Annotated in this window: 28 protein-coding genes; 19 read left to right on the top strand and 9 right to left on the bottom strand. The window is 44.2% G+C overall.

Features of this window, described 5'->3' with window-relative positions:
- Positions 1 to 35: 35 nt before the first annotated feature.
- Positions 36 to 959: a DMT family transporter gene (locus L3V35_RS10435; protein ID WP_237299598.1), complete on the top strand. Its 924-nt coding sequence runs from the start codon at positions 36 to 38 to the stop codon at positions 957 to 959.
- A gap of 51 nt (positions 960 to 1,010) precedes the next feature.
- Here L3V35_RS10435 and L3V35_RS10430 read toward each other — a convergent pair whose 3' ends face one another.
- Positions 1,011 to 1,349 carry a hypothetical protein gene (locus tag L3V35_RS10430; RefSeq protein WP_081008974.1) on the bottom strand — a complete coding sequence of 113 codons (339 nt, stop codon included), beginning with the start codon at positions 1,347 to 1,349 and terminating at the stop codon, positions 1,011 to 1,013.
- 237 nt (positions 1,350 to 1,586) lie between these two features.
- On the opposite strand from L3V35_RS10430, the gene L3V35_RS10425 reads away from it, so the two are divergent.
- The 5 genes from L3V35_RS10425 (at position 1,587) to L3V35_RS10405 (ending at position 4,799) form a co-directional block, all read left to right on the top strand.
- Entirely contained in the window at positions 1,587 to 2,420 is an 834-nt protein-coding gene (locus L3V35_RS10425) for an AraC family transcriptional regulator (protein ID WP_237299596.1), read from the top strand.
- A gap of 107 nt (positions 2,421 to 2,527) precedes the next feature.
- Positions 2,528 to 3,262, top strand: a complete 735-nt coding sequence (locus L3V35_RS10420; protein WP_237299595.1) for an AzlC family ABC transporter permease — start codon at positions 2,528 to 2,530, stop codon at positions 3,260 to 3,262.
- The gene (locus L3V35_RS10415; protein ID WP_016785726.1) at positions 3,259 to 3,588 is read left to right on the top strand and encodes an AzlD domain-containing protein; all 330 of its coding nucleotides are present in this window, start codon (positions 3,259 to 3,261) and stop codon (positions 3,586 to 3,588) included. Before L3V35_RS10420 ends, L3V35_RS10415 begins: the two co-directional genes overlap by 4 nt.
- Positions 3,589 to 3,638: 50 nt before the next feature.
- On the top strand, positions 3,639 to 3,944 hold the full coding sequence (locus L3V35_RS10410) for an NIPSNAP family protein (RefSeq protein ID WP_237299593.1): 306 nt from the start codon (positions 3,639 to 3,641) through the stop codon (positions 3,942 to 3,944).
- Between the two features lie 81 nt (positions 3,945 to 4,025).
- Positions 4,026 to 4,799, top strand: coding sequence for a ribonuclease H family protein (locus L3V35_RS10405; protein WP_017073550.1), 774 nt, complete (start codon positions 4,026 to 4,028; stop codon positions 4,797 to 4,799).
- A gap of 180 nt (positions 4,800 to 4,979) precedes the next feature.
- Here the strand turns inward: L3V35_RS10405 and L3V35_RS10400 are convergent, their stop codons facing one another.
- Positions 4,980 to 6,125, bottom strand: a complete 1,146-nt coding sequence (locus L3V35_RS10400; protein WP_146457155.1) for a glycosyltransferase — start codon at positions 6,123 to 6,125, stop codon at positions 4,980 to 4,982.
- Between the two features lie 293 nt (positions 6,126 to 6,418).
- Between L3V35_RS10400 and L3V35_RS10395 the strand changes: the two genes are divergently transcribed.
- From L3V35_RS10395 to L3V35_RS10370, 6 genes are all read left to right on the top strand, one after another.
- Entirely contained in the window at positions 6,419 to 7,345 is a 927-nt protein-coding gene (locus L3V35_RS10395) for a glycosyltransferase (protein WP_237299591.1), read from the top strand.
- A 16-nt stretch (positions 7,346 to 7,361) separates the two neighbouring features.
- Positions 7,362 to 8,798: an oligosaccharide flippase family protein gene (locus L3V35_RS10390; RefSeq protein ID WP_171314676.1), complete on the top strand. Its 1,437-nt coding sequence runs from the start codon at positions 7,362 to 7,364 to the stop codon at positions 8,796 to 8,798.
- A gap of 139 nt (positions 8,799 to 8,937) precedes the next feature.
- Positions 8,938 to 9,255, top strand: coding sequence for a hypothetical protein (locus tag L3V35_RS10385; protein WP_016768495.1), 318 nt, complete (start codon positions 8,938 to 8,940; stop codon positions 9,253 to 9,255).
- A gap of 131 nt (positions 9,256 to 9,386) precedes the next feature.
- Positions 9,387 to 10,001: a LysE family translocator gene (locus L3V35_RS10380; RefSeq protein ID WP_065205630.1), complete on the top strand. Its 615-nt coding sequence runs from the start codon at positions 9,387 to 9,389 to the stop codon at positions 9,999 to 10,001.
- A gap of 37 nt (positions 10,002 to 10,038) precedes the next feature.
- Entirely contained in the window at positions 10,039 to 10,815 is a 777-nt protein-coding gene (locus L3V35_RS10375) for a phosphotransferase (RefSeq protein ID WP_237299589.1), read from the top strand.
- Between the two features lie 38 nt (positions 10,816 to 10,853).
- Positions 10,854 to 11,288 (top strand): N-acetyltransferase, encoded by a 435-nt coding sequence (locus L3V35_RS10370; RefSeq protein WP_017073544.1) that lies wholly within the window; start codon positions 10,854 to 10,856, stop codon positions 11,286 to 11,288.
- Between the two features lie 56 nt (positions 11,289 to 11,344).
- On the opposite strand, the gene L3V35_RS10365 is transcribed toward L3V35_RS10370, so the two are convergent.
- The 4 genes from L3V35_RS10365 to L3V35_RS10350 all read right to left on the bottom strand — a co-directional run bounded on the left by L3V35_RS10365 (position 11,345) and on the right by L3V35_RS10350 (position 14,383).
- Entirely contained in the window at positions 11,345 to 11,812 is a 468-nt protein-coding gene (locus L3V35_RS10365; RefSeq protein ID WP_237299587.1) for a DUF3429 domain-containing protein, read from the bottom strand.
- Positions 11,809 to 12,354, bottom strand: a complete 546-nt coding sequence (locus L3V35_RS10360; protein WP_145563530.1) for a glutathione peroxidase — start codon at positions 12,352 to 12,354, stop codon at positions 11,809 to 11,811. Before L3V35_RS10360 ends, L3V35_RS10365 begins: the two co-directional genes overlap by 4 nt.
- Positions 12,355 to 12,451: 97 nt before the next feature.
- Positions 12,452 to 13,774 carry an AarF/ABC1/UbiB kinase family protein gene (locus tag L3V35_RS10355; protein ID WP_237299585.1) on the bottom strand — a complete coding sequence of 441 codons (1,323 nt, stop codon included), beginning with the start codon at positions 13,772 to 13,774 and terminating at the stop codon, positions 12,452 to 12,454.
- Between the two features lie 222 nt (positions 13,775 to 13,996).
- The gene (locus L3V35_RS10350; protein WP_237299583.1) at positions 13,997 to 14,383 is read right to left on the bottom strand and encodes a DUF393 domain-containing protein; all 387 of its coding nucleotides are present in this window, start codon (positions 14,381 to 14,383) and stop codon (positions 13,997 to 13,999) included.
- Positions 14,384 to 14,783: 400 nt separating this feature from the next.
- Here L3V35_RS10350 and L3V35_RS10345 point away from each other — a divergent pair, with 400 nt between their 5' ends.
- Positions 14,784 to 16,574 carry a hypothetical protein gene (locus L3V35_RS10345; protein WP_054546749.1) on the top strand — a complete coding sequence of 597 codons (1,791 nt, stop codon included), beginning with the start codon at positions 14,784 to 14,786 and terminating at the stop codon, positions 16,572 to 16,574.
- 118 nt (positions 16,575 to 16,692) lie between these two features.
- Here L3V35_RS10345 and L3V35_RS10340 read toward each other — a convergent pair whose 3' ends face one another.
- A complete protein-coding gene (locus L3V35_RS10340) occupies positions 16,693 to 18,036 on the bottom strand; it encodes a sigma-54 dependent transcriptional regulator (RefSeq protein WP_237299582.1) in 1,344 nt (447 codons plus the stop codon).
- 286 nt (positions 18,037 to 18,322) lie between these two features.
- Here L3V35_RS10340 and L3V35_RS10335 point away from each other — a divergent pair, with 286 nt between their 5' ends.
- The 4 genes from L3V35_RS10335 to soxR all read left to right on the top strand — a co-directional run bounded on the left by L3V35_RS10335 (position 18,323) and on the right by soxR (position 22,121).
- A complete protein-coding gene (locus L3V35_RS10335; RefSeq protein ID WP_237299928.1) occupies positions 18,323 to 18,880 on the top strand; it encodes a DUF1439 domain-containing protein in 558 nt (185 codons plus the stop codon).
- Between the two features lie 226 nt (positions 18,881 to 19,106).
- Positions 19,107 to 20,669, top strand: coding sequence for a glutamate synthase-related protein (locus tag L3V35_RS10330; RefSeq protein ID WP_237299580.1), 1,563 nt, complete (start codon positions 19,107 to 19,109; stop codon positions 20,667 to 20,669).
- Positions 20,670 to 20,994: 325 nt separating this feature from the next.
- Complete coding sequence (locus tag L3V35_RS10325; protein ID WP_237299578.1) at positions 20,995 to 21,516, top strand: NAD(P)H-dependent oxidoreductase; 522 nt, start codon at positions 20,995 to 20,997, stop codon at positions 21,514 to 21,516.
- Between the two features lie 164 nt (positions 21,517 to 21,680).
- On the top strand, positions 21,681 to 22,121 hold the full coding sequence (soxR, locus tag L3V35_RS10320; protein ID WP_004736387.1) for a redox-sensitive transcriptional activator SoxR: 441 nt from the start codon (positions 21,681 to 21,683) through the stop codon (positions 22,119 to 22,121).
- 17 nt (positions 22,122 to 22,138) lie between these two features.
- Here soxR and L3V35_RS10315 read toward each other — a convergent pair whose 3' ends face one another.
- Positions 22,139 to 22,903, bottom strand: a complete 765-nt coding sequence (locus tag L3V35_RS10315) for a carbohydrate deacetylase (protein ID WP_171329268.1) — start codon at positions 22,901 to 22,903, stop codon at positions 22,139 to 22,141.
- A 76-nt stretch (positions 22,904 to 22,979) separates the two neighbouring features.
- On the bottom strand, positions 22,980 to 24,320 hold the full coding sequence (locus L3V35_RS10310; protein WP_237299577.1) for a 6-phospho-beta-glucosidase: 1,341 nt from the start codon (positions 24,318 to 24,320) through the stop codon (positions 22,980 to 22,982).
- Positions 24,321 to 24,422: 102 nt separating this feature from the next.
- Between L3V35_RS10310 and L3V35_RS10305 the strand changes: the two genes are divergently transcribed.
- The gene (locus tag L3V35_RS10305; protein WP_237299575.1) at positions 24,423 to 25,307 is read left to right on the top strand and encodes a LysR substrate-binding domain-containing protein; all 885 of its coding nucleotides are present in this window, start codon (positions 24,423 to 24,425) and stop codon (positions 25,305 to 25,307) included.
- Between the two features lie 77 nt (positions 25,308 to 25,384).
- Positions 25,385 to 25,765 (top strand): VOC family protein, encoded by a 381-nt coding sequence (locus L3V35_RS10300; RefSeq protein ID WP_016768512.1) that lies wholly within the window; start codon positions 25,385 to 25,387, stop codon positions 25,763 to 25,765.
- Positions 25,766 to 25,861 lie beyond the last annotated feature (96 nt).

Raw genomic sequence — 25,861 nt, 5'->3', positions numbered from 1 at the left:
GATCATATACCAATTATTCAAGAGTGAACTGAACCATGACATCGACTATTAATATCTCAATGAATGCCCGTGTGTGGGCAATGCTGATTGTTCTTTCCATGCTATGGGGAGGATCGTTCTTCTTCGTTGGTGTTGTGGTTACTGATCTTCCTCCGTTAACCATAGTCGCGCTTAGAGTGGGAATTGCTGCCATCACTTTGTGGATTATTGCTTTGATGATAGGGCTTCGCCCGCCTAAAGAGTTGCGTGTTTGGGGGGCCTTTTTAGGAATGGGTTTACTTAATAATATCGTCCCGTTCGCGCTTATCGTATGGGGGCAAACTCAAATCGCGTCTGGGCTAGCGTCGATCCTTAACGCAGCGACACCGATCTTCGCGGTTGTGGTGGCAGGAATACTATTACCTGATGAGCGTGTAACACCGCTAAAACTCGTGGGTGTCGGCATTGGTTTTGTTGGTGTGGTTGTGATGATAGGGTTGCCTGCTCTGAGCGGAGGTGGCAGTTTTATTGCTCAGTTGGCAATCATCGCGGCTGCTTTGTCATACGCCTTTGCAGGCGTGTACGGTCGTCGATTCAAAGCTATGAAGATCAATCCGATTATCACAGCGGCAGGGCAAGTAACAGCATCAACGATTGTTTTAACCCCTGTTGCGTTAATGGTGGATGGCCCACTTGGTGTTGTAGCAATGAGTGGAGATACATGGGCGGCTATCGCTGGGCTTGCAGTTTTATCGACAGCGGTCGCTTATGTTCTGTACTTTAAAATTCTAGAACTGGCAGGGGCGACCAATGTTTTACTCGTTACCTTGTTAGTGCCTGTTTCCGCCATCTTGCTTGGTTCTCTGTTCCTCAATGAGTCGTTAGAAGTTATTCACTTTGTTGGCATGTTGTTGATCGCTATTGGCTTGTCGGCCATCGATGGAAGATTGTGGCGCCGTATTAAACTGGCAAAGGTTTGAGTGGTATATCGCCCCCAATCTTCATCACAAAGCCGTTTTTAGTAAACGGCGTTAATTCGCAGGCAACACAACAGCAGACGCTTCTTCGTCTGAATCTTCTTTGTCTTCTACTTGGTCAGCAACCCAATCAATTGTCTTTGTTAAGTAGAGCTTGTTGGTTTCTATATCACACCAACTTTTTGACAGCCCTCGGCGATTAAACTCACTGCCAATCGCTGCGAGTGTTTGGTTGCTTGAGCGCCCGTAATACAAGGTGTCGCACAGTTGCAGGTTCGACATCGATTGAGGATACGTATTGACTGACGAGGAGTTCATACTTAAAGCTTTGGATTGATTGTGTGTGCACCCAGTTAGGCTCAGGAAAAAGAAAAGGATTAGCGTATTTTTCATGGTGTATCAGGTCTGTTGCCGATGATTAGAAGAGAGTATTGCCATGATTGCCACACTAATTTGTCAATTTCTCGCCAACTAGTTATAGACCAAGACTTTCCTCCCAGTTAGAAAGCGTTATTAAGCCAACGACGAAAACGGTATTAACGACTTAATGCGCAATTTTGTACAAAAGTTGTGAGAGCCTATAGAGTAGACTGATAAGTCGCTCGATAATTAAAAGGCTTGGGGATGGTTATGGATAACAAAAAGCGTTCTAAAGAGAAAGCCGAATACAAGATCACAGAAGAACTCGGTGGCCTTGAAATCCTCAATGCAGAATATGAAAAGCAAAACTTCTCACGTCACAGCCATGAAGGTTACACTCTCGGTGTGATTGAGCAGGGTGCTCAGCGCTTCTATCGAACGGGAGGGCATCATGTCGCGCCTCAAGATGCCATCATTCTGGTTAACGCTGATGAAGTTCATAGCGGTCATTCTGCTACCGAAGGTGGTTGGGCGTATCGTGCAATGTATCCACTGCCAGAACAACTTGTCAAAATCACGCAGGAACTCAATCTGCCGAATTACGGGGCTCCTTACTTCCCTAGAGCGGTGGTTGAAGATCCTGAACTCGCCAATCAACTCAGATTAGTTTTCAACACGATTGATGAATCAGATAATCGCCTGCTAAGAGAAACCTTAATGTACGGGATGTTGGTTAAACTGATTAGCCGACATGGTAAATCGAGCCTTAAACCTCAATTAGATGGAAAAACTCAACGGCAACTTATTCTAGTGAAAGAGTTTTTAGACGATTTTCCACAAGCGGATGTGTCATTGGAAGAATTGTCGAAGCTTGCGGCTTTAAGCCCATTTCACTTGGTGCGCTCCTTTCAAAAAGAATTTGGTCTTCCGCCACATGCATATCAAATTCAATCCCGACTCAGGCTTTCGCGTAAGTTGCTAAAGCAAGGGCATTCGATCTCGGACACTGCTCAAGAGTGTGGCTTTCACGATCAAAGCCATTTTCATCGACATTTTAAGAAAGCCAACGGTTACACCCCAGGTCAGTATATTAAGATGCGTTGATCTGATTGCTTTTAACTTTGTGCTTTGGCGATAAAGCAAATTTGTACAATCGAATAAGTGAGTGCTCTTTTACAGTGGAAAACCAATGTAACGAGAACTAGGAAAATATGGATAACAACAAAATGGATAAACGTACGCAGTTATGGAAAGGCGTTATGGCAGCGATGCCGTTAAGTATTGCCGTCATACCGTGGGGCATATTAGCGGGCTCGTATGCGATAGATGCTGGACTGAATCAGCTTCAAGCTCAGGCTATGTCTGCCATTTTATTTGCGGGTTCAGCTCAGCTGGTGGCTGCGGGTATGTTTAAAGCGGGCATTGGTTTAGGGACTATGTTGTTAACCACGCTGTTTATTACGTCAAGACACTTTCTTTATAGTGTCTCTATGCGTGACAAAATTAGTCATCTGCCAGCTCGTTGGCGTTTACTGCTTGGTTTCTGGCTCACTGATGAGCTGTTCGCGATTTGCAGTGGGCAATCCCAACAAGAGTTTAATCGTTGGTATGCCGCAGGCGTGGGCGGCGGATTTTACCTCGTTTGGAATATTGCCAGCTTTGTCGGCATTGTCGCAGGTAGTCAAATTCCATCACTTAACGAGATTGGCCTCGATTTTGCGGTCGCCGCGACTTTCATTGCTTTGGTTTTTCCTTTGATTCGAACACTGCCAACGGTGGTGTGTGTTGTGGTGTCATTGGTGACCTCTGTGGCAATGGCGGTCAATCAGGTTGAAGGAGGGCTGATGATTGCTGCGATTTCAGGTATGTTGGCGGGCTTCATTAGTGAATCATTTGTTGAACGTAACAATGGTCAGAAACAAGCCAATGAAGGAGAGTCTGCATGATTTGGTTATCGATCGTACTCATGACAGCGATTGTTTTTTTCAGTCGATATGTGTTTCTAGAACCTACAATTCCTCTTCGACTAAATAGCACAGCGAGGCGTCTACTACGTTATTCAAGCCCTGCGGTATTAACGGCTATTTGGGGGCCGATTGTATTCGCTCCTGAGCAATCATTCTGGCCAAGCCTCGAGAATCCATATTTGATCGGTGCTCTTGTGACTGGGTTGTTGATATGGAAAACAGGAAATGTGCTGTTAACGATTGGAGTCAGTATGGCCGTGTTTTTGTTCTATAACCTAGTCGCGGTGGATTACCTTTTCTCTTGAGCTTCTACTTAGGTTTTATGTTTCTCCCATGATTTAAGGGCTGTATAGATATGATTACTTGTTATGTTCGATATGTGATTGATCCTAAGAAAACAAAGGAGTTCGAAACCTACGCTAAAATGTGGATTCCTTTGGTCGCTAAATTTGGTGGCCAACACAATGGTTATTTCTTGCCGTCGGAAGGGGCGAGCAATATTGCTTTGGCATTGTTTTCCTTTGAAAGTTTGGCGGCTTATGAAAAATATCGGATTAAGTCATTGAGTGATGCGGGATGTATTAAAGCATTTAAATTTGCAGATGAAGTTGATTGCATCGTGAGTTATGAGCGAAGCTTTTTTAGACCTGTTTTTGACTGATTGACCTTGCAACGTATGACATGGTGGCATCTAATGTACCGATTCACTGTTTGTGTTTTAAGGTTCTGGTAAGGAGTTAGTTTGGCTAAGAAATATTATGTGGTTTGGAAAGGTCGTACACCGGGTATTTTTACCACTTGGAATGAGTGTAAATCGCAAGTTGATGGTTTTGCTGGTGCGAGATACAAATCGTTTCCTACATTAGGCGAGGCTGAATCTGCTTTCGGTGGTAAAACGTCGTCTGCGTCAGGTTCTTCGGCTACAAAGCCAAGCTCTGCGGGTAAGGCGACTAAAGCGAAGGTTCCGCCTCTATCTCAACAACAAATCACTGATATGCCTTTTGATATCAAGATCTTTACTGATGGCGGTTGTGAGCCAAACCCAGGTGAAGCCGGTACAGGCTTAGCGGTGTACCTGAACAACGATTTAACTGAGTTGTGGTATGGTCTTTACCAACCAATGGGTACTAACAATACCGCAGAGCTACAAGGTTTGAAGCAAGCATTTATAATTGCAAAAGAGAAACTGCAAGCCGGCTTGTCTGTTGCAATTTATAGTGACTCAAAATACTCGATTGACTGTATTACTAAGTGGGCAACGGGCTGGGAGAAAAAAGGTTGGACGAAGTCGGGTGGTGAAATCAAAAACCTCGATATCATCAAGCCAGCTTATGCGATGTACCAAGAGCTCGCTTCTCAAATCACTATCCACCATGTTAACGGTCACGTTGGTATTGAAGGTAATGAACTTGCAGATCGAATGTCTATCGTTGCGATTGCTTCTAAAGAACAAGACCTGAATCGATATACAGAGACAGACGATCTTACTGAGATATTAGCGTTGCGAGCGGGTTAAGAAAGCTCGGCGAGCTGTTTTTTAATCACGGAAGCAAGTCTAGCCCAGCGTAGGGCTAGTTTTATCCAAACTCATACCATATTAAGCGTTACAGTGCGCATCAATGTAACGCTATGGTTTGTGTCTTTCTCTTCTAGTTTCAAATTCATTTCACATCTATTTGCGTGTTTTTAGATAGTCTTAAACTGGGTTTTCTATCCAATGAGACAGCTGTTGAGCTTGTTTAAGAGAGTTAAATCGCTTCTCTACTCTGGTTCTTGCCATCATCCCCATTTCTGTTTTGTCCTCGCTACTTAATTGCGCAAAACGCTCAATGCTTTCTCTTAACTCTTCGACGTTTTTTTCATTCACTAAAAATCCGGTATCAGGTGTGACAATTTCCTTACAGCCCATAATGTTGGTTGTAATCACGGGAGTCCCGACTGCCATGGCTTCTTTTAGTACTAACGGTCCAGTATCGACACAACCTGTTTCTGAAAAGCAGAAAGGAGCGACTAAACAATCGTAGCTCGGTAAGTGCTCTTTTACCCACCCATGAGGCTTTGAACCAAGAAAGCTGACATTTCGAGTTAGCCCTTGTTGTTCGACTTGCGCTTTTAACTGGGACTCTAGATCTCCAGTACCGACGATATCGAGATGAATGTCGAGAGGCTCGGCTATGGGTGCTAAGGCATCAATGAGAAAGTGGATACCTTTTTGTTCAACTAATCTTCCAAGGAAAACAAAGCGAAGCTGCTTGGTTTCGGTCTTTGGGTGTAGTTGAAATTGCTTGGTATTTACACCGCAATGCAGGAGCTTAATATTACCTTTTGCCATGTGATTAAAGTCGGTGAGCATGTCTTTACAGACCGCGACCACAAAATCGCTCGATGTAATCTTATGTTCAATATCGTAAGCGAACTCGTAAACATCATGGCCATGGGCGACAAACGAGCAAGTGATGTTGAGAAGCTTAGCGGCGACAATAGCGTGGGCAGTGGTGTGTTGGCAGAAGTGAGCATGGACATGGTTAACGTCTTTTTCTGCGAGTTGTAAAGCCAACTTAAATCCATAAGCGAAAAGTGACTTCTTCGGCATGCTAGTCTGCTTAGATACAAACGAAAGCGCTTTGACAAAACCCACCCAGTTGATGCTAGTTATCTTGCCCGCCCGAACATCCTTGCCAATCTTCACGATGTCATAGTCGAAAGCTTTTTCACTTTCTTCTACTTCGAATGCCATTACGCATACCTGATGCCCACACGCTTTCACGGAGTCGACTTCTGTCTGAATGAATGTCTCGCTCAGTACAGGGTAGGTAGGCGCTATAAATGCTACTTTTTTCATTTTTTGCTCCTTTTACTGGCCACTAAAATGGATTAAGCAAGATACGAACCAAGATGAAAGAGTATTTTTTCGGCGCTTCTTAATGGTTTTCTTGTGGTTATCGTTAGGTTGCTACTGGTTTTCTCAAAATGGCATTCAAATTGGAGATTTGAGTATTTCTGCAGGCAGCGCTTGGTCGTCATTTTGCGAACAAGCACGTAGGCTGCTGATATAAAGCCAGTTTAATAGTGAGGAATGCTCGGCACAGGATATGCAGAAGTAGCTGTACAACGTATAAATTTGAGAGCGTCACTATGGCTAAAGTTAGTATTGTTATTCCTACTTATAATTGTTTGGACTATCTGCCGAAGGCAATCGGCAGCGTACTCAAACAGACTCATCAAGATATCGAATTAATCATTATTGATGATAACAGCAATGATGGAACGTCAACTTATCTCGCATCCATACACGACGAACGCATAGTTAAAATAGCGACTCTGGGTGTAGGTGCACCTCAAGCCAGAAACCTAGGGATTGAAAAGGCGACCGGTGAATTCATCGCTTTTTTAGATGCCGACGATTTCTGGTATCCAGAGAAAATCGAGCAACAGATCGAGTTCCATCAACGAAACCCTGAGTTGGCGATGAGTTTTACCAATTACGAACATCTCACTGAAGACTACCAAGTGATTATCGACTGCTTTAGCTATTGGTCACAGTTCCAAGAGAAAGATGAGTTGTTCTTCAATATTGAAAAGCCACTAGAGTTCATTATTGAAAACAACGTGATTGGTACATCGACAGTGATGGTTAGAGCTGATGTGTTCTCTCAAACAGACAGTTTTAATGCTGATATAAAGTATGGGGAAGATTGGGAGTTGTGGCTTCGACTAAGTGAGAATCATCAGATTGGTGTGCTGAATTCAGTGCAGGTTGGTTATTTAATGAGGTCGAGTTCCGTCACTCAAACTGAAAGCTTCAAATTGAGGAATTTGCAGTCTATAGAGACTATTCTTCAGCGTTACCAAAATGGCAGTGAACGTTGGAACCTGCCTTCTTCTAGCTTTAAAATCGCAAAGGCGAGAATACTAGAAGGCTACGCTGACTATTATCGAAGTCTACACCACAACAAACAGGCGGTTGCTTATAGCTTTCGATCTTTGGTTATGGCCCCTCAAAAGCGAACGTTACGACACCTAATCGGTGACTGTAAGAGTTTCCTAAAACCCGCATGGTAAGGAACAGGTGATTGCTATGGGGTCTTTAAAACAGTCAGCCTATTACGCCATTGGTATTGTGATGATGAAAGGAATATCACTAGTGATGATTCCTTACATTACTCACAAAATGACGCTAGCAGAATACGGTTCTCTAGAAGCGATTGTTTTGTTAGCCGATATTGGAACGATATTGTTTAGCTTTGGTATCGTTGAGGCAATGTACCGTTATGTGGGCGTGGCTGATGGCGATGAAAAACGGGAACTCATCTCGAACTGTTTTACGTTAAGTGTTTTGGTGTGTGTACTAGGAGGGCTATTAATTGCGCTCAGTATGCCGTTGTTACTCTTAATGTTGCCCGTCGAATTTCAACCCTACCAAATTTTACTACTGCTTATTCCTACGATGCTTGATGGGGCAATCTCTATTCCTCTTACCCTAATGCGAATGAACGCGATGGCGAAGCGATTCTGCCTGCTTAATGTATTGAAAGCGGGTGTTCAAGCCTTCATGACTTTTGCGTTGCTTGAGGCCGGATATGGTATTGATGGTGTGTTGATTTCGGCTGCAGTCTCTAGTGTGCTGCTAATGATCTGTTTAGTCCGCTATCAATGGCAAGAGATGGGAACATTTGGTTGTTTTAAATACTCCACTAAGATCTTGAAGTTTGGGTTACCCGCTTTGGTCGGGGGGGCATCAATGTACATGATCACGGGTTTAGATCGTTGGGTCATGGCAAGTTTCGTTGGAGTCGAAGAGCTGGCGATTTATGCAGTCAGTGGTAAATTTGCGTTGATTCTTGGATTGTTATTACAACCCTATGCACTTTGGTGGTTCCCAAACCGTGTCGCCATTCTTCAACAAACAGGCGGCAGTAAACATTGTGCTGATAAAGCCTTAGTCGGCGTTAATTTTGCCATCGTATTGGGTGCTTTGATGATTCTAACTGTTCCAGGTTTTATCGCTCTAATTTTGCCTAGTAGCTATCAATATGCGGGTACGATTGTTGTCGCATTACTTGCCATTAGTGTTATCAAGAACGCAGGTGACTATTTGAATCTTGGCTGTTTCAGTGGAAACTCAAGTCAATCACAAATGTGGATTCAAGGCGGATGCGCGATCTTAGCCGCTATTGGTTATGTCACCGTAACGCCCATTTATGGCGTGTGGGGTGTTATTGTTGTTCTCTGTGGCACTTACATATTGCGATTACTACTTTTATATTTCGTTAGTCAAACAATGGAGCCGTTACCCTATCAGCACAGTAAGTGGATTGTAGCGCTCAGTATTGCGGTAGTTGCGGTCACTTGTGATCGATTGCTCGGGTTGGTGCTCGTTGATGTTCATGACTTTATTTTAGGAAGCTTTATGGCAGTGATGACGCTTGTGGCCTTTATTAAATACTCGGTCATCATGATCCCTCAGGCGGTACTTGATAGGTTCACGTCAAACAAACCTTCACAGGTAAGTTGATATTACCTCCTATTCAGAACTTGAATGTTTCTAAGTCAGTGAATCAAAAGTCTTAGAAGTTTCAAATAAAACACTGTTCATAATGTTTATGATTAGATAGTATTTATAGGTTTGATGAATATTAACTATGGAAAGAATTATGAATAAGTGGATTGTACTTTCAGCTCTGTTTTCGACCTTCTCTTACGGTGCCTTAGACCTTTCTAACTCTGATTTATCAGCGGGAGACTTTGATGTACCAGAAGCCATCTCGTTGGAACAACAAAACATCGTATGTGAAAGTGTTGTTTGTAATTCTGTCTCTGAACCTAAATCTGTTCCGGTTGTTGGCGACGTACCTGAACGCGAGCCGAATCAAACGTTAGAAACTCTCGCGAGTGCGATTTATATCGTCGGTGAGATTGGGGTTGCGGAAAACCTGTCGACTCCAGAATACGAGCAATTCTTCGAAAACTAATTCAAGGGGTGTGGCAGAGTATTGGCACAGCTTTCAAGTGTTACTATAAAAGATTTCAAATGCTGTTATAAAAGGTAATATTGCGGTTAAACGATTCAATAACCTTGGCATATTGTAACTAGGAAGCCCCAATGGAAATATGGAAGTTGCTGCTGTTTATCCCTGCTTGTTTTGCGCTCAACATGACGCCAGGCCCAAACAATTTGTTATCAATGAACAACGCTCGCTGTTATGGATTTCAAGCTGCTTTAGTTGCTGGGTTAGGAAGAATTGCTGCCTTTTCTGGCATGATCGCGTTAGCTGCATCGGGCTTAGCCGTTGTGCTTTATACTTCTGAAACCTTGTTCTTTCTCATCAAGCTGTTTGGCGCCATGTATTTATTGTGGATTGCGTTTAACTTATGGCGCTCACAAGCCAGCCCTATTGTTGGAATTGATCGTAACAAAAATTGGTTCGGCCTAGTCAAACAAGAGTTTACACTCGCAGCTGGCAACCCTAAAGCCATTCTTATCTTCACCGCATTCCTTCCTCAATTTGTCGATGTTTCAGCGAACGTAAATGCTCAATTCTTTGTTTTAGGAAGCACGTTCCTTGTGTTAGAAATGCTCGCTATTTCTATCTATGCTGCTTTTGGCTTATATCTACGAAATTGGTTTTCAAAACCTCAAATGGCCAAGCGCTTCAATAAAGCCTGCTCTGTGTTTCTTGCTCTATCTGGTGCGAATTTGTTAGTGAGCCGTCAGTAGGGTTCGTTCTGCTGTTTACACGGATAGAAGGAATGCGATGAGTAATCAAGACCTTTCACAAATGGGCGCTGCGCAGGTTTCTTTAACTGAGCGTAATGGCTTTCCTTGTATACATAAACAAGGGGCTGGCGAGGTTGAAGTCGCTTTTTACCAACACGCAGCGCAGCATCTTGATGGAGTGAATACGCCTCAACTTCTTGCGGTCGATGGTTGTGATCTTTATCTCGAATACATTCCTCATTCGGTTTGTCTTGCCGAGCTACAAACGACAAGTGATGTGTTTCAGCAGCTCGCTAGTATTCACTGTTCTCAATATCGACCAACATTTGAAGTTAAGCGCCATCAATGGAGTTTAGATGACACCACGCCGGCTTTATCTTCCCTACAATTGCCTCAAGTTACGCAAGACAGTCTTAAGTATATTCAATCGCAGAGTGATGCGATTTTTAACCATGACACGTTAATTTCGGGTGACTCCAATGAAGGGAATTGGGGGAGAAGAGATAATGGACAGTTGGTCCTATTTGATTGGGAGCGTTTTGGTTTTGGCAGCCCTGCGATAGATTTGGCACCACTCGTTTCGCGAATGGGTTCCTTGTCTGATTATGAGCGCATTGTTGAACGGTATCTTTGCCATAACACCTTGATTCCGCGTGAAGAATTAATAAAGCAATTGATCATGGCTAAAAGCTGGATTGTAGTCGAAGTCACGAATATATTAGTCACGCGTAACAACCCTGAAGCTTCGAAATACATCAATTGGTTTAGAGAGCAATTGCCAACTTGGCTGGTTTCAGTTGAAGGCAGATTGTAGCTGAAGGGCGGTTGTAGTTAATCTATGAAGGTCTATCTATGAATATTGTCTGTGCGGAAAAACAAGAACTGGCTGATATCTACCAGCTTGAACATGCTTTGTTTGGCGACCACGCCTATCCGCAGTTTTTCTTTCGTCAGGCCTTTGATTGCTGGGGAAAAGGCTTGTTGGTTGCGAAACAGGATTCGCAAGTTGCGGGTTATGTGTTGATGACACCAACAGACAAGCCACAAGAATATTGGATTTTGTCACTGGCCGTTGATGGTCAATTTCGAGGTATGGGGGTGGGACGTTCGTTGATGGAACAGGCGATCACGACGCTGCCTAAAGAATCCAAGGTGTTGCTTACCGTTGATCCAAATAATGCGTCGGCTTGTGCGCTTTATGTGTCTATGGGTTTTGTCACTATCAAAGAAGAGTCAAATTATTTTGGCGATGATGAGCCAAGGTTGGTGATGCAGCTCATCGTCTAGTTTCTTGCTAACGTTGTTTATTCAAAGGCGCACACCTTAATTAAAGGTTCACAGACCTAGGTCAACATCACGATACCGTGCATCAACACCACGCTAGATGTCAGTCGGGTTCGCATATCAAAATAGCCATCGGGGCCTTCACTTTGGTTCTCTTCTCTCATCGACCTTTCCGCCCGCCAAACCGCAATATAGCCGATGATAAGAATCAGGGTGGTGAGAAACTCTTTTTGTTCCCCAAGTAGCACCGCTACCCACGCGGCTAGCACAATCACGTTGCTTAGAATTAGCGCTTTGTTGCTCGATTGGCTTTCGAAATTTTCGATGCCATTTCCCCACAATATACCGGACAAAAAACTCAAGATAACCACACTGTAGGTGATGAAGAGTGTCTCGCCGCTGAGGTCTAGGAATTGGCTGTCGGTCAGAGATAGCAGTAGGCCAAATAGAAACGGTATTAGCCCCATGAAACCGAGCTTGGCCATGGTATTGCGGGTTTGAGTTGTCGCCATGTATTCAGATCTCATAACTGCTGCTCAATTGCATTTTTGAGTGTCGCACTTACTGGTGATGTCGAGCTAGGGAAGGTTGCCACCACTTTACCTTCTTTATTGATCAAGAACTTGTAGAAGTTCCATTTGGGTGTCACACCGGCTTGCTGTTGTATCTCTGCAAACACAGGGTTAGCGCTACTGCCAGACAGCGAAGCTCTCGCCATCATTGGAAAGGTAACGCCGTAGTCTAGGTAACAGATTTTAGCTGATTTTTCTTCGCTTCCTCTGTCTTGACGAAAATCATTGCTCGGAAAGCCGACAACCGTGAAACCTTGGTCTTTATAGGTTTGATGCAATTGCTCGAGTTGTTCGAATTGAGGAGTGAAACCACATTGGCTGGCTGTGTTTACAACCAAAAGAGTTTTGCCTTGAAACTCTTCACACAGCTCTATCTCTTCGTTCGAATTTAGTAACCGTTGTTTACCGTTGAGTATCTCAGGGCAACTTGATGCAAAAGCTATAGAGCTCGTTAGGCTTGCAATCAGGGCGGTGGAGCAAAGCAGTGAAGATTTCATGGGTTTGGCTCATTTTAGTTGGCGTAACTGTTAGTACTCTTGCGCAGCGCGAAATGATCACTTTTCTGGTCATTAACCGTCACTATTTATGAACTAATCAAGTGTCATCGCTGATGAGATACGGAGCGACCAAACGACTTATGTTCACCCTTGCGCCAAGGCGAGCGGCTAACAGATACATGCCTCCGATTTTACGGTGTAGGAACAGGGCGTCTGCTGGTGGTGTGTGCCAATACTCTTGTTCCATGCTGAGTATAGTTCCGGCTTCGCGTAGCTTTTGAGCGAGTCCACTGGCTTTAAAATCGTACTCTTCGTCGACCAACATAGGTTCACACGCCATTGTCACTAAGTTGAGAATGGCTTGGCGCTGATCGGGGAGAATCGTCTCGCTAAAGAACCCAATTTGCTCTAGCGCCTTGTTGAGGCCTTGTTCATCGTGATTAATCACAGAGGTAAAAGCCAAGCGATAGCCATCACTGAAGCGGTCGGTGTATTCACGGGTTGCTCCAAAATCTAACAGCCCAATCTGGCGCGTGTTTTCAACGTAAAGGTAGTTGGCAAAATTAGGGTCGGTCTGCACCATCTGCAAGTCGAACAACTCCCTGAACATGAGTTCGAGCAAGCTGCGCATGACAAAATCACGAGTACTTTGATCGTAACCTTCTATTTGCTCTATCGAGACGCCTTCAATGAAGTCCATCGCGAGCACTGACTCTGAAGACATTTGAGGGTGAATCTTAGGTACAACGAAGTGAGCGTGTTCTTTCAGTGCATGATAGTAACGAGTCGCGTAGTCAGCTTCGCGAGCATAATCTGCTTCATCATGGAGCTGTTTCTTTGCTTCTTCTAATAAGCTTTTGTAATCGACAGACTTGGGTATCAAACCGACGATGTTAAGCAATGTACCAACGTTGTCCACATCACTGTCGATGCTTTTTCGAATACCGGGATATTGGACTTTGATGGCAAGTTTGTCTCCCGCATCACTGTAGGCTTGGTGAACTTGGCCGATGGACGCACTGGCGATAGGTTTAAAGTTGAAGGAAAGGAATTCGGCTTTCCAGTTGATGCCGAGTGAGCTTTCTAACACTTGGTTGAGCTGCTTTGTTGGCAGTGGGTCGGCGTCTGAGCGCAGGCGAGAAAGAATGTCGGCTAGTTCCGGTTCGAGGACATCGCCCGCGTCCATTGATAACATCTGCCCAAGCTTCATGGCAGCACCGCGCAGGTGGGCGAGTTGATCAGTCAGGCGTGCAATGTTCTGCGGGGTGAGTAATAAGTCTTTTGCTTTGGGCCTGTTGCCTTGTGCGAGTTGCTTGGTACCTTCCGTTATCACATTGCCCGCGACTCTTGTTGCCAGTGATGCAAACTTGCTGAATCTTGAAATACGATGTGTAGGAAGGTTTCTCTCTTTTGCCGACATAAAGGTTCTCACTTAGTTATCAAGACTCACTACAAAGTTCTATAAATCATTACCCAACCGAATGTTTTGTTGTGGTAACTTGTCTCGCGAAACAGTAAACAGAATTTAAAGGAAAAAACATGAAGTTTATTTGGTTAAAAGTCGCGGTTACCGTTTTAGTTTTTGCTGCGTTGTTTGGTGTGGTGTATTACAAAGTTGCGAATGGTATGTCTTAACCAAGCACTATTTTGTGCAGCTGTTACCATCGCAGCGCGACTTTCCGGTTAACCAGAAAGAGACTTTATATCTATTCTTGGCAAATCGTAGATAACACCAGTCGGCCATTGGCTTGAACATCGCCCAGCGCAATGGAGCATATAGCCAACCTTTGCCAACCAGCTTCCACGCTTGGTAAGTTACGTCTAAGCCCAGCAGTAATTTTCCATTCTCATCGAGTGCATGCAAAATCGTATTGGCTGCCTCTGCATCTATCTGCGGGTAGTTTGAAAACGCTTCACTGTAGATATCGATGGTTTGGATCTTGTTCTCGACATCATGCTTGGCAAGTGCCGCCATCTCTTTTGCGCACAATGGACATGTCCCATCATAAAATATCGTAAGTTGTGTCATCGCCTGTTCGCCTATCATTTCACGAGTGAACGTTCAGTTACCCGTTAAGTCGGCACCCGTCAATTCAACCGCTTGTTATTCAATAATCTAGCAATGGCTACGTTATTGCACCTTTTAAAGATCACTTACCTTGTATCAAAGCTCTAAAAATGTCTGACGTAGACACTTTGTTCATCCTTTCAAGTCCTTGATTGTTTGATCAAATCTCTGGTTTATGGACAAATGATAACAAAGCGTCCAATAAAGGTGTGCCTTCAATATATAAATATCAATCAATTCAATAAGTTGAACTTGGCTTGGAATATGCTCTATCGAACCTACGAATTGCTAAAGGATTTTCTCTAATTTGGGCATGGCAGAAAACCCTAAACGCATAAGTATGGATAAATGGAGAGAGAACATGAAGGTTATAAATTATTTACTTAGTGTGCTTTTGTTGTTTAGTAGCCCCCAGTTGGCATGGGCTACGGTTGATGTTATGGAACTCGACGGTAACGCGACCAGCGATAATAGTGGTATTGATTGGGACGATGTAAATAACCCCAACAGCATGGTCGGGATTGCGGAGTTTTTCCAAAAAGACCGTAACGGTGTGGATCAAATCTTTTGGAAGGGTGGATCAAAAGATGATTCTGACATTACGGATTGGGCATTTCGAAGTGCGTCACCACAACCGAAAGATGACTTTACCAATGCGTATGCCGCTGCCTTTGAAAGCGAAGGTGACTTGCTGATTTACTTTGGTGCAGACCGATATGCGAACAATGGAGATATGTACATTGGCTTCTGGTTCTTACAAGACCAGGTTGGATTGCCGGATGGGAAAACTAAAGGCGACTTTGTTGGGCAACATGTCAATGGAGACATCCTTGTGCTGATTTCATTCCCACAAGCAAGTGGCGGTAATCCGTACATAGAAGTGTTGCAGTGGGATTTGAATAATGGTGATGTCACCGACAACATGACGAGAATTTTCCAAACTGACGGTGACCCTAAATCGAATGATTTTGTGGGGGCAAGATGTGGCAGTGGCGCAGTCGGCGTCGAGAAGATCTGTGCGATTTCAAATGATGATTCTATCGGTGCAATTGCTCTACCCAATGTACAAGGTTGGGACTATCTAGCTAAAACGGGTGAAACAACCTCTATTCCAACCGAGAGCTTTGTGGAAGGTCGATTAAACTTGTCAGCTCTGTTGAATGATGAGTTTGGTATTGAGGATATTCCTTGTTTCAGTAGTTTCTTAGTGGAGTCTCGAGCTTCTCGTTCGATTGATGCATCTTTGGCTGACTTCGTTGTCGGTTCATTCAGTTTATGTAGCATCAATATAGCGGCGACTTGTAACACAACCAGCTTTACGGTTGATGGCATGTTCAACATCGATTACACCGTGACGGTAACCAATACCGGCCCTGGTTCGTTAGGCACCAATGGTGATTACGAAGTGGCCTTTTTATCTGAGTCACCAATCTTAGGTGCGCTTCCTGTCGTGGGTAACGGTGATGAAGTGTGGAGTGTCGGCGAGTCATTCTCATTCATGGGGAATTATCTGTCTGTAAATAACGGAGCCGTCGGCGTGATAGATGGTGCGGTGGATCTTGATGGGCTTATCGTGAATGCTCAAGCGCCAGTGGCTTACAATTGTCCACCAATAGACTTGAGCCCGATGGTTGAGATTTCTAAGGTGTGTAATAGCTTCTTAGAGGTTGATGGCGGCCAAGTTGTGCTTAAGAAAACCTATGATGTTGAAATATGTAATACCGGTGATATCCCATTGGCCATTGAATCGCTCGTGGATTCTAAGGATGACTCTTTGAGCCGTTCTGATTTACCTACTGAAGTAGTCAACAGCAGTTATTACCTCGACTTTGCTTTACCTTGTGATGATCTCGAGGATGTGACCACATGTGGTGCTGGTAATATGTGTAGTGCATTAAGTGCCGACCCTGAGCTGTTTGCTTGTAAAACGGGTGAAGGAGAGTGGATACCGAACTTTGGTGATGCGATTGGTCAAGTGTGTACACAAGTAAGTAAAACTTATGCACCAAATGTGTTACCAACCGGAACTGCAGGGATGCTATCTAATCAAGTGACAGCAACGTTTGACTCGTTGTTCTTGCAACAAGCATTTATGGAAACATCGAACATTGCAACCTGTGATGTTTGTCCATTTACTGTACCTGAGCCTTAAGTACTCTCATTAATTGAGTACAACTAAACTCCAAAGCAGCCTAGTTCGTTAGGCTGCTTTATTAGTTTATTAGTTTATTAGTTTATTAGTTTATTAGTTAGTTAGTTAGCTAGGCGACTTAAATTACTATCTGATGTTTTTTTATCAGCTTATATAAGGTCGTCCGAGAAATAGATAACGCTTTGGCGGACTGGGAAATGTTGTAGTGGTGCTGCTGAATCACTCGACGAACATTTTTTGAAGAAAGTCGAGTATCATTTTCTACGTCGGGCGACGCGTCTTTCAATTGAATTCCCATATGACGAGTAGAGAGGGCGCTTGAATTAGAAAGAACGATCGCCCTTTTTATGCAGTTGAATAACTCTCTGACATTGCCCGGCCAATGGTACTGTTTCATTTGCTCAAGGGTGTCACTAGGCAGTTTGGTTTTGGATGCGTAATTGTGCTTCAGCTCAAATCGAACCAAATCTTCAATGTCTTCTTTGTGATCATTGAGTGGCACTAGGTCCAATGGAAGTACATTGATCCGATGAAAGAGATCCTTTCGAAATTTACCTGCAGCAACGGCTTGTTCGATATTGACGTTGGTGGCGAAAATCACACGGCAATCTATGGGTAATTGGTTGTTACTGCCTAATCGCTCTATCAAGTTATTTTCTAGAAAGTGGAGTAAGTAGGTTTGCAGCGACAGTTCAAGGTCGCCGATCTCATCCAAAAATAGCGTGCCACCATTCGCTCTTTCCACGTGTCCGACGTAGCGTTTGTTTGCTCCCGTGAACGAGCCTTTTTCAAAGCCAAATAACTCTGAGTGAATCAAGGATTGTGGAATTGCGCCACAATTTACAGCGATGAAAGGTTTCTGACTGCGGGCAGAGGCTTCATGTATCAAACGTGCGCATAGGCTTTTTCCTGTACCGGTTTCCCCTTGAATCAGCACTGGGAAATCGTTGTTAGCGATCTTGGCTATCTTCTTTTTAAGTTGCTGGATGGTTCTGGATTGCCCCACCAATTGACATTCATTGCACGAGACAGGCTTAGGTTTAGTTTGCTTAGTGTCTACCATGCCATACGCATGCCCTAAATTTCGACAAAGCCATTCTGTATCAATAGGTAGGTGGTAATAATCCCAAAAGGTTTGCTTAATGAGCGATAAGTTGCGGCTTGGTGGTTGGTTGCAGATAGCGATTGCTTTTAAACTTGGAGAGTGAGCCTTCAGCGTTGATATTTGCTCACATTGTTTGTCTATTGAGGATGATGCTAGACAAGAAACCACAATTGGTGTGTAGCTGTCGCTGCGTTTATCGAGTAAGTGAATGGCCTGTTCGGTCGTTTCTGCAACTTGAGCTGCCCAGTTATGGAGACGCAGTTCTCCCACCCACTGATTATGGTGCGGGCATGCGGTGTTGCATAACAAAATCACAGAACGAGTTATTGGCTCAGGTGATACTCTTTTTGATGGCATTGTGCTCACTCTTCATGCTTCGACTCCATGATGAAACCTTCAGTAAGCCCCCTAAATATCCCATAAGCTTAGAAGCAAAATTCAATTAATTCGAGTACACAAATCTGATGGCGCTTGGCTGACAAGTGCCATTCTCTCAAGCGGGAAAGCCAATCTGGTGCTTTACTTACTGATATTTATGCTTATTAATAAAGGTATTCACGAATATCGTGTTTTTACTGTTTTGTTTATTGATGATCACACAGTAAACTCCGCGCTAGTCACTAACGATAAAGAGCTGATATTGATGATAATTAACGTAGCAAAAAAGTTCATTGTGGCAGCTTCTGCGCTGGTGCTAGGTGGTTGTGTTAGCTATAGCGTGACTGAACAAGAAATGACGAACTACCTTCAAGATTCTGTGATGTTAGAGCAAGAAGTCGGTGTGCAAAACGTTATGTATGCGCAAGTGGCTGTCGATGACTTAGCGGTAAAAATTGGCCGAGCTGATGCCGAGCGCGTTTCTGTTCTGGCGAATACCAATGCACAAGTTCAGGTGTTTAACGTGCCGAACATGAGGTTGGATCTTGATATCGAGTTCAGTGCGATTCCTGAATATGACAAAGAGAGTGGCGAGATTTATTTGAAATCACTGCGTTTAGAGCGCTTTGAAGAAAAAGATAAACAGCTTTCGCCTGAGGTCGCCAAACTACTTAAGCCTGCCGTTTCTATGATTGGCTTTGCTTTGTCCCAGTCACCGGTTTACAAACTGGACAGCAATAAGGTTCAAGAGTCATTGATCAAGTCATCGGAACCTAATCTTGTGATTAAAGACAACAAGCTGGTCATCGAGTTATTCGATTAACCATTAGCATTTAGCTTAAACTTAGATTTAAAACACAATGGCTGCCGATTTAGTGGCCATTTTTGTTTGCGTTGAACAAGTAATGCTTCTGTTTTTGGGCTGTCTATTAAGCTTGTTTTCTCAGGCCCATTTATTGAATTCGCTGCGTATCTAATCTTTACTTTACTCTTGTGAGCAAGTCATCGCTTCAGTCATCAAATCATAAGAAAGAAAAGGTGAGCGAACTATGAAGAATCCAGTGATAGCGGATACCAAGCCAGTCAAAGTAGAGCTAACAGAAGGGGAGGAGTATTACTTCTGTACCTGTGGGAAATCGAAAAACCAACCGTTTTGTGATGGTTCTCATGCAGGAACGGGCTTCAAACCGAAGAGTTTCGTGGCCGAGGAAAACGGCGATGCTTATCTGTGCCGCTGCAAGTATTCAAACAATCTCCCTTTTTGTGATGGCACCCACAAACAGTTTACGGCCGAGCAAGTGGGTCAAGAAGGCCCCGATATTCATATCCAAGCAGCAACGCCCGATCTCTCGCCAGCGGCTTCTGCAACCAAAGAGGAGCCCACGGTTGAGTTCATTCATCAATTAGCACGAGATGGTTTATCTAAGGTTGGACACCACGGGCCGATGACCTCAATGGGCGTTCCAAGATATCTATTGCCTCACTGGGATGACATTCAAGTGATGGTTGCACAAATGGCGACCAAACCTCTGTTGGAACATGTGCCAGTCGGTACTGAGCTTATTATTGGGCCAAAAGCGAAAAAGCCGCTTAAATTGAACATCTCCTTGTTTGTATCTGACATGAGTTTTGGTTCTTTGTCTGAAGAGGCGAAAGTGTCCTTGGCGACGGGCGCGGAGCTTGCGGGAACGGGGATCTGCTCGGGAGAGGGCGGAATGTTGCCCGAAGAGCAAGCCGCGAATTCTCGCTACTTTTATGAATTAGCCAGCGCACAATTTGGTTACGACGAATCTAAGCTCAAAAACGTTCAAGCCTTCCATTTTAAAGGCGGGCAGGGTGCCAAAACTGGAACCGGCGGTCACCTACCGGGGGTCAAAAACATTGGCAAGATAGCAGAGGTGCGCGGCATTGAAGCGGGTACAGCGGCGATTTCTCCACCCACCTTTGTCGATCTAAAAACGGTCGAGGATTTCAAAAAGTTCGCCGACCGGGTTCGAGAAGTGACGGGCGGGATCCCAATTGGCTTCAAGTTGAGTGCCAATCATATTGAGGAGGATATTCAGTTCGCACTTGATGCCAGTGCTGATTACATCATTTTAGACGGTCGAGGCGGCGGTACAGGCGCGGCGCCAGAAATGTTCCGTGACCATATTAGTGTGCCCACCATTCCAGCACTTGCTCGTGCCAGAGCTTATTTAGACAAGCAAGGTGTAAGTGACAGAGTCACCTTAATCATTACCGGTGGACTTCGCGTTCCGATGGACTTTGTAAAAGCGATGGCGCTTGGCGCAGATGGTGTCGCTATCTCGAACAGTGCCATGCAGTCGATAGGTTGTGTTGCCGCCCGAATGTGTAACACCAATAATTGCCCGGCGGGCATCGCGACTCAAAAAGCCGATTTACGCCAACGCTTAAATGTCGAAAAGGCCTCGAATCAATTGAAGAACTTCTTCGAAGCCTCGACTGAATTGATGCAAGTGATGGCGAGAGCATGTGGTCACGACCATTTGAATCAATTTAATCCTCACGATTTGGCAACATGGAATCGCGAAATGGCCGAGCTATCCGGAGTCGCTTACTCTGGTGTCAGTCCATTAAATCAACTTCAGTAAATAATACTTCGATAAAGCACACTCACTGTATTTTGGGTGTGCTGACTTTTTCCTGTGTAATGCCAACCTATGTTTAACCTTTCGTAATTAACTGCTTTATAAGTGTTTTTAAATTATTTCCTATTTTTTGAAAATATCGGTTTACCTCAAGTTAACTTGAGGTTTTATCATCATCTCCAATCTAAAAACACAATCTATCACCTTGTCGCCTAGTGCAGTTTTTGATGTTATCAAACAGAAGTTACGAATCTTCAGTTATGAACTTTGAGCTCCGTAATTGAAGTCATGAATGCATAAAGGTGAGAAAAATGAACAAGGATCAACAATGAAAGTATTAGCGATTGGCGCGACCAACAGTAAAGCATCGATTAACCAACAATTGGCAGCGTACACCGCAAGCTTAGTTGAGGGCGCGCAAGTAGAGGTGCTCGATCTTAATGATTTCGAGATGCCTATTTACAGTGAAGACAGAGAAAAAGAGTCTGGCGTTCATCAACATGCGCAGCGCTTTTTTAGCAAGATTGGCGAAGCAGATGCTGTCGTCATCTCTTTTGCAGAGTACAACGGTTCATACACCGCAGCCTTTAAGAATGTGTTTGATTGGACATCACGAATCGACATGAAAGTGTACCAAGGCAAACCTGTTGTGATGCTCTCCACATCACCAGGCCCAGGTGGCGCAAGCTCTGTGTTGTCGTCTGCGGTAAATTCTGCACCTTACTTTGATGCTGATGTGAAAGGCTCTATGTCGGTACCAAGTTTCTACGACAACTTTGATGTAGAAACGGGAGAGATCATCAATGCCGAAATGGCCGAGAACTTGAAATCGATCATGAGTCAGATTTAGAAATCGAATGACACCTGATTCAACAAAGCAATTATGATCGTGGCTGATTTTCGTTGAGCTCTCTGTCAAAGTTTAAGGTTAATCATTGGTGAGGGCTGGAATAGGCCGCTATTCTAAAGTTAAAGTAAGCTTTAAATATTTATGATCTCAAGGATAGTGTAACAATGAGAAACATTGTATACCTCACCATAGGCCAGTTGGCAGAGCGCAGTGGCGTGGCTCCTTCTGCCTTACGTTTTTACGAAACCAAGGGGCTGATTGCTTCGATTCGCACTAACGGAAATCAACGTCGTTATCAGTCGGCGATGTTACGACGAATTGCGTTGATCCAAGTCGCGCAGTCGATAGGTTTCACGCTGGAAGAGATCACCGAAGAATTATCGACACTGCCAATGAACCATACCGCGACTAAGCGAGATTGGGAGCGAGTTGCGAAGAAATGGCAGGGGCAACTGGACAGCAAGATGGCGCAGATTAAATCGCTACAAGAAAACCTAACCGGTTGTATCGGTTGTGGCTGTTTGAGTATGCAGAAATGCCACTTGTTGAACCCTGAAGATATTCTGCATGACCAAGGGCAGGGCGCACAACGGATCGTTGAGTAGCCCTGACTTAAGGTTCCCTATTTGAGATCGTCGAATCCAATGCACTCAATCTGATGGTCAGCTAGCCACTGTTTTAGCTCTGGGCTAGTGAGAAGCTGATGCTCTTCGATGCGTTTATCACTGTAGCTTGATAGGGACTTAAGCTGTTCACTTGCCACTGATGAAGGGTGGCACATTAACTCAAGCACACCGTCAGGCATCATAGCTTGGTAGCTCAGTAATAAATCTTGCAGGCCATTCAGCGATACGCCTTCGTCAAAGAAACGCATGTCGAAAGCATCTGGTGTTGGCACTCGCAGTGCATCTTGGCCACTTAGGATGTTATCGATTCGTCTAACTGGGAGACCAATGTGATTCACTGTGCGCGTAAACGCCGCTTTGAGAGGTTTAAATACGCCCCCAAAATGATGGCTATCGATATGGTTGATCTTTAAACCTGCATTGATAGCCGCTTGATATTGCGCGTTGAGCTCGAGCATCACCTCATCTTCATTCACATCTGATTTATCGAATAGGGTGACGTTGCAAAAGAAGTGGCCGTGTTCGTCGACTAAGCTCGGAACCTGCTCTGGTGGCGTCAGTGGTTTGCCTGCGGTGACCGTAAAGTGCAAGCCTACTTCCGGAACCAAACCTTGGTGATAAAGCTCAATGGCGTGTTGGGTTCCAGGTTGGTTCATCATGATGGTGGTTGACTTCACTACGCCTGCTTTGAAGCACTCAACAATGCCATGATTTACCGTTTCAGTGAGGCCGAAATCATCGGCGTTCAGTATTAGTTTCATAGTGACCTCTGGTAACTAAAATGGATTGTGAACAACTTGAATTAATCTAATTTCGATTGAGTTAATGTACATAAGGTTACTGCTCACTTTGTGCTAATCGATGAGCAAACGCAGGCATGAAGTCTAAGTTCTCTCGAATCGTTTCTAATAACGCCTCATCAATGTGTGAGCCGCTATCAACAATAGGATTAAGGATCAAAGCGCGTTTAGCTAATGCAATATCCCCCGTCATCGCGGCCTTCACTGTTAAGGTTTCAAACTCTTTCATTTGTTGGATTAGGCGTAACGTATCGCTATCAAAAGGTTCGACATTCAATGGAAGGATCGCGCTGTTAGTAATAACTGAGCTGACTTCTACCGCGCAGTCATCAGGAAGCCCTTGAATCGCGCCATTATTGCGAGTGTTAACGTGCATGATAGAACGCTTGTTGTTGTGAATACTGCTCATTAGTTCACAAGCTGCTTCAGAATAATGGGCACCACCTCGTTCTTCTAATAATTTCGGTTTGGTATCCAGCATCGGGTCTCTGTATATTTCGAGCAATTGTTGTTCAACTTTTGCAACCAAGTCGGCGCGATTAGTGCTGTTTTCAGACGCAGCAAACTCTTTGTCTAAGATGTCTCTGGATTGGTAGTAGTAACGTAGGTAAGCACAAGGAACGATGTTCAGAGAACGAATCAGTTCAGCGTCCCATTCAAAGGGTGGGATGTTTTGAGGCATCATTTGGTCATTGCCTCCGAGGAGTTGGTCTATCACTTCTTGGAGCTTGTCTTCGCCGTTATGAAGTACTTTTCGGGCCCACACTAGATGATTCAAACCTGCGATTTGCATGGTGATGTCTTCGCGTACAGCGCCAAGCATTTTTGCTGCTCCGCGCTCCATGTTCACGGGGATATTGCACAAGCCGACCGTCTTGATGGTTGAGTGCTTAATCAAGGCCTCGGTCACCATACCTGATGGATTGGTAAAGTTGAGCAGCCACGCATTGGGGCAAAGTGTTTCCATCTCTTTGGCGATCTTTAATGCAATTGGTATGGTTCGACAAGCATTAGAGAAACCACCCAATCCGTTAGTTTCTTGCCCTATCATGCGATACTTTAAAGCAATTCTTTCATCACGTAGCCTTGCTTCTAATCGGCCTGCCCTAAACTGAGAACAGACAAAATTCGCGTCCACAAGCGCTGCTTTTCGGTCTGTCGTGAGGTGCACTGTGATGTCACAGTTCGCTTTTCTAATCATTCGCTGCGTCAAATCTGCAATCACTTGAGCTTTTTCCATACCTTCTTCGATATCGACAAGCCAAAGATCAGAAATAGGTAATTCGTGATAGCGTTTTAGTAAGCCTTCGATCAGCTCAGGGGTGTAACTTGATCCACCACCAATGACCGTAACTTTGAGTTTTTGTGCTTGCTTCATTTGACTCACCATTATTATGTAGATTATATGGTTTAATCTATATGATGAGTCAGTACGTCTACAAACCAGTATCGATGATTTATGAATTAGTGAGGTTAATCTATGGGGCTGTTTGAAAATCGCCAACAAACATTGTCGTTGTTGCACACCTTCAGTGTGGCGGCTAAACATTTAAGCTTTACCCTTGCCGCCGATGAACTATTTTTGACTCAAGGTGGAGTCAGTCATCGCATCAATAAACTTGAGCAGCAGCTTAAATTTAATCTGTTTGTGCGTAAAACAAGAAAGCTAGAATTGACCCCAGAAGGACAACGCGTTCTCTCGATGCTGAGTGTCTCATTCGAATCTATTTTCTCTGAACTGATGGACATTCAAACTGGAGAGCTAAGTGGGGAGTTGTACATCGCGACATCGCCTTATTTTGCTTCTTCGTGGTTAATGCCACGCTTGCCAGAATTCAGACGCTTGTATCCGAATCTAAGCATCAAATTACAAACCAAACAGAACCAATCTGACTTTCAGTTTGAACCTTATGACGTGGCAATTTTCTACAGCGAGGGTCACTATCCGAATCATTATAGTGAGCGACTATTTTCAGGAATTAGAACGCCTGTATGCAGTCCTGAATACGCGAAGAGGTTCAATCTTGAGAAGGGCTTGCAACAATTGGATAGTGTGCAGTTTATTCATAGTGGAGACGTGACGGCTTGGCAGCGTTGGTTGGAAGCGGCTCAAAGTGAGGTTGATTGTACTCTAAAGTGTGATTACTACAGTGACAACCGTATAGCGATGGACGCGGCAAGGTTATCGATGGGTGTAGCACTAGGAAGACTTGAGTTTGCGACAACTCAAATTGAACAGGGTGGGTTGGTTGCTCCTTTTATGAGTATTGAGTCGGGTAAAGGTTACGATCTTGTATGTCCGAAAGGGATGGAGCAACGGACTAAGTTTCAAGTGTTTACTCAATGGGTTAAGCAGCAGTTATGACAGAATAGCATGCCTAGACAAAAGCGAATTTAAGGTCTAGTTTGGGGGTTCTTTCTTTCAATAAAAAGAGGTGAGTTATGTTCAGCCATGTTTTTCTCGGAACCGAAGATATTGAACGTGCGAAGTCGTTCTATGATCCAATTATGAAGATGCTTGGTTACAACGAAGGCTCAATCGATCCCAAAGGGCGTTGTGTTTACGTGAGCAAAACGGGTGTACTAGGTTTAACCAAACCGATTGATGGTCAGCCAGCGACTTATGGCAATGGTATGACGGTAGGATTCTTGGCGAGTTCACCAGAAATGGTGGATGAATGGCATCGCATCGGCGTCGAAAATGGTGGTACTAGCATTGAAGGTGGCCCCGGAGCGAGAGGTTCTGACGAGCGTCGCTTGTACATGGCTTACTTGCGAGACCCTGATGGAAACAAGATTTGTGCAACTCACTTTATGCCATAGTTTACGTTATGCCACAGTTCACCTTATGTCATAGTTAACTTTATGCCACAGTGGCGTATAATTAAGTCATATTGATTGTTCAGGGTTAGTTTATGA

The organism is Vibrio sp. L5-1 (assembly GCF_021728315.1).
GTDB classification, from domain to species: domain Bacteria; phylum Pseudomonadota; class Gammaproteobacteria; order Enterobacterales; family Vibrionaceae; genus Vibrio; species Vibrio splendidus_K.
This window is presented reverse-complemented; position numbering and strand designations above follow the sequence as displayed.

What these genes read in the sequence shown, in the direction of transcription:
- L3V35_RS10435 (WP_237299598.1), top strand. Translation starts at nt 36, where the DNA reads ATGACATCGACTATTAATATCTCAATGAATGCCCGTGTGTGGGCAATG.
- L3V35_RS10430 (WP_081008974.1), bottom strand. Translation starts at nt 1,349, where the DNA reads ATGAAAAATACGCTAATCCTTTTCTTTTTCCTGAGCCTAACTGGGTGC.
- L3V35_RS10425 (WP_237299596.1), top strand. Translation starts at nt 1,587, where the DNA reads ATGGATAACAAAAAGCGTTCTAAAGAGAAAGCCGAATACAAGATCACA.
- L3V35_RS10420 (WP_237299595.1), top strand. Translation starts at nt 2,528, where the DNA reads ATGGATAACAACAAAATGGATAAACGTACGCAGTTATGGAAAGGCGTT.
- L3V35_RS10415 (WP_016785726.1), top strand. Translation starts at nt 3,259, where the DNA reads ATGATTTGGTTATCGATCGTACTCATGACAGCGATTGTTTTTTTCAGT.
- L3V35_RS10410 (WP_237299593.1), top strand. Translation starts at nt 3,639, where the DNA reads ATGATTACTTGTTATGTTCGATATGTGATTGATCCTAAGAAAACAAAG.
- L3V35_RS10400 (WP_146457155.1), bottom strand. Translation starts at nt 6,125, where the DNA reads ATGAAAAAAGTAGCATTTATAGCGCCTACCTACCCTGTACTGAGCGAG.
- L3V35_RS10395 (WP_237299591.1), top strand. Translation starts at nt 6,419, where the DNA reads ATGGCTAAAGTTAGTATTGTTATTCCTACTTATAATTGTTTGGACTAT.
- L3V35_RS10390 (WP_171314676.1), top strand. Translation starts at nt 7,362, where the DNA reads ATGGGGTCTTTAAAACAGTCAGCCTATTACGCCATTGGTATTGTGATG.
- L3V35_RS10385 (WP_016768495.1), top strand. Translation starts at nt 8,938, where the DNA reads ATGAATAAGTGGATTGTACTTTCAGCTCTGTTTTCGACCTTCTCTTAC.
- L3V35_RS10380 (WP_065205630.1), top strand. Translation starts at nt 9,387, where the DNA reads ATGGAAATATGGAAGTTGCTGCTGTTTATCCCTGCTTGTTTTGCGCTC.
- L3V35_RS10375 (WP_237299589.1), top strand. Translation starts at nt 10,039, where the DNA reads ATGAGTAATCAAGACCTTTCACAAATGGGCGCTGCGCAGGTTTCTTTA.
- L3V35_RS10370 (WP_017073544.1), top strand. Translation starts at nt 10,854, where the DNA reads ATGAATATTGTCTGTGCGGAAAAACAAGAACTGGCTGATATCTACCAG.
- L3V35_RS10365 (WP_237299587.1), bottom strand. Translation starts at nt 11,812, where the DNA reads ATGAGATCTGAATACATGGCGACAACTCAAACCCGCAATACCATGGCC.
- L3V35_RS10360 (WP_145563530.1), bottom strand. Translation starts at nt 12,354, where the DNA reads ATGAAATCTTCACTGCTTTGCTCCACCGCCCTGATTGCAAGCCTAACG.
- L3V35_RS10355 (WP_237299585.1), bottom strand. Translation starts at nt 13,774, where the DNA reads ATGTCGGCAAAAGAGAGAAACCTTCCTACACATCGTATTTCAAGATTC.
- L3V35_RS10350 (WP_237299583.1), bottom strand. Translation starts at nt 14,383, where the DNA reads ATGACACAACTTACGATATTTTATGATGGGACATGTCCATTGTGCGCA.
- L3V35_RS10345 (WP_054546749.1), top strand. Translation starts at nt 14,784, where the DNA reads ATGAAGGTTATAAATTATTTACTTAGTGTGCTTTTGTTGTTTAGTAGC.
- L3V35_RS10340 (WP_237299582.1), bottom strand. Translation starts at nt 18,036, where the DNA reads ATGCCATCAAAAAGAGTATCACCTGAGCCAATAACTCGTTCTGTGATT.
- L3V35_RS10335 (WP_237299928.1), top strand. Translation starts at nt 18,323, where the DNA reads ATGATAATTAACGTAGCAAAAAAGTTCATTGTGGCAGCTTCTGCGCTG.
- L3V35_RS10330 (WP_237299580.1), top strand. Translation starts at nt 19,107, where the DNA reads ATGAAGAATCCAGTGATAGCGGATACCAAGCCAGTCAAAGTAGAGCTA.
- L3V35_RS10325 (WP_237299578.1), top strand. Translation starts at nt 20,995, where the DNA reads ATGAAAGTATTAGCGATTGGCGCGACCAACAGTAAAGCATCGATTAAC.
- soxR (WP_004736387.1), top strand. Translation starts at nt 21,681, where the DNA reads ATGAGAAACATTGTATACCTCACCATAGGCCAGTTGGCAGAGCGCAGT.
- L3V35_RS10315 (WP_171329268.1), bottom strand. Translation starts at nt 22,903, where the DNA reads ATGAAACTAATACTGAACGCCGATGATTTCGGCCTCACTGAAACGGTA.
- L3V35_RS10310 (WP_237299577.1), bottom strand. Translation starts at nt 24,320, where the DNA reads ATGAAGCAAGCACAAAAACTCAAAGTTACGGTCATTGGTGGTGGATCA.
- L3V35_RS10305 (WP_237299575.1), top strand. Translation starts at nt 24,423, where the DNA reads ATGGGGCTGTTTGAAAATCGCCAACAAACATTGTCGTTGTTGCACACC.
- L3V35_RS10300 (WP_016768512.1), top strand. Translation starts at nt 25,385, where the DNA reads ATGTTCAGCCATGTTTTTCTCGGAACCGAAGATATTGAACGTGCGAAG.